This is a genomic window from Vibrio sp. 1457 (assembly GCF_033340195.1).
GTDB classification, from domain to species: Bacteria; Pseudomonadota; Gammaproteobacteria; order Enterobacterales; family Vibrionaceae; genus Vibrio; species Vibrio alginolyticus.
In genome coordinates, this window is the sequence record NZ_JAWOWA010000078.1 from 1 (window position 1) to 1,382 (window position 1,382).

Annotated in this window: 2 protein-coding genes; both read right to left on the minus strand. The window is 42.4% G+C overall.

Annotation, left to right across the window (positions count from 1 at the left end; translation table 11 throughout):
- Positions 1 to 182 precede the first annotated feature (182 nt).
- On the minus strand, positions 183 to 461 hold the full coding sequence (locus R7Z41_RS23805; protein ID WP_170890328.1) for a type II toxin-antitoxin system RelE/ParE family toxin: 279 nt from the start codon (positions 459 to 461) through the stop codon (positions 183 to 185).
- Positions 458 to 742, minus strand: coding sequence for a type II toxin-antitoxin system RelB/DinJ family antitoxin (locus R7Z41_RS23810; protein WP_225478357.1), 285 nt, complete (start codon positions 740 to 742; stop codon positions 458 to 460). Before R7Z41_RS23810 ends, R7Z41_RS23805 begins: the two co-directional genes overlap by 4 nt.
- Positions 743 to 1,382 lie beyond the last annotated feature (640 nt).

The window sequence follows — 1,382 nt, forward strand, 5'->3', positions numbered from 1 at the left end:
GCTAAAGTGGCTGTAAGATCGGCGAAAACTGAAAGGCGCTCAGTTAACAAACTGTTTAAGAGGGATTCGCAACGCGTAGCATTTTTGATATGCGTTGGTTTAAGTGATTAAGGTGGTATGCGGCGGCTTCGGTATTGCGTTGCTCACCCCTTAACAGGGCGTTAGTTCCCCAGAGGAAGCAATCAATCCATAGGGAATTTTTGTTTCTGGTGGAGTACTCGCATAACTCTGATGATATCGCCCTCGACCCAATAAGAGACAATCATCGAAATCTCAGGAATAATGAGCAATCGTCCGCGGATGCCATCTCGTTGTACACCCATTAAAGGTTGTTCAAGCAAGTTTTCTACTTTTGCTTCAATGAGGTTGTCAGTTTTTTCTGCCGCATCAGGGTTGAAGTCATAGAGAAACTCGAAGATCTTTTCACGATCATTAAGTGACTTTTCTTCCCATAAAATCATTGCTTACCTCGATTACGGATTCTGGCTTTGCGCTCTTCCATTCGAGACTTAGCAGTTTGGTGTTCAACGAAAACGGATTTTCCTGAGTCAAACTTCTCAAATGCTAGGTTTACTTGTTCAGTTAGCCATGCATCGTGAGATAATGTTTTTCTTTGTTGTTCAGCGAGTTGCTCAGTAAGTTCACGGCAAGCATCACTTAGAGTTCGACCTTGGCGCTCAGCCATTTGTTGAGCTAGGCGTTTTGTTTCTTCATCAACACGAAATTGAATTCTAGTGTCCATGATGTATTCCTTTGTTGGTGTGTGTACAAATGTTAGCACTAGGCTTTGAGATGGGCAACTAACAAACAATTTAAGAGTGATTCGGCACGCGTGGCATTTTTACTATGCATTGGTTTTAGTGATTAAGGTGGTATGCGGGAGCATCGTATTGTGTGCCTCACACCTTAATTGGGCGTTAGTACGGGTTTGACGTCAAAGGTCATAAGTTTTGGTGTTTATCTGTTTTCGCGCTCGTCTTTACACCTTTCAGTTTTTACCTGTCACGTTCTTTCCGGTGGCACTATATGCGGAGTGTTTGCTTTGATTTCACCGTTTACGGTCTCTAACTCTTAGCCTATTTCTTTGGCGCTTCTTCGTTTTCGTTGTACTTCCTGAGTTAATCTTGTCGTTCGTTGGGTGTTGCCATCAAAGTGCGAGGATCGAATCCTTTTCTAATTTGAAGCAAGTGGAAGTAGAGCAGTTCAGTGCGTTTTTCTTCTAGCCAACTTTCGTCTTTCAATTGGAATTAAGTTTTGTAGCTGCCCGTCTCACTTCAGTGTTCAAAACCTTTCATATCATGCTAGTTTTCAATATCTTGGAGCGCATAAATAGAAGTAGCGCATGTACTAACAAATTGCTTAAGAGTGATTCGTAACGCGTG

Coding starts and splice junctions, on each gene's coding strand:
- R7Z41_RS23805 (WP_170890328.1), bottom strand. CDS start 461: ATGATTTTATGGGAAGAAAAGTCACTTAATGATCGTGAAAAGATCTTC.
- R7Z41_RS23810 (WP_225478357.1), bottom strand. CDS start 742: ATGGACACTAGAATTCAATTTCGTGTTGATGAAGAAACAAAACGCCTA.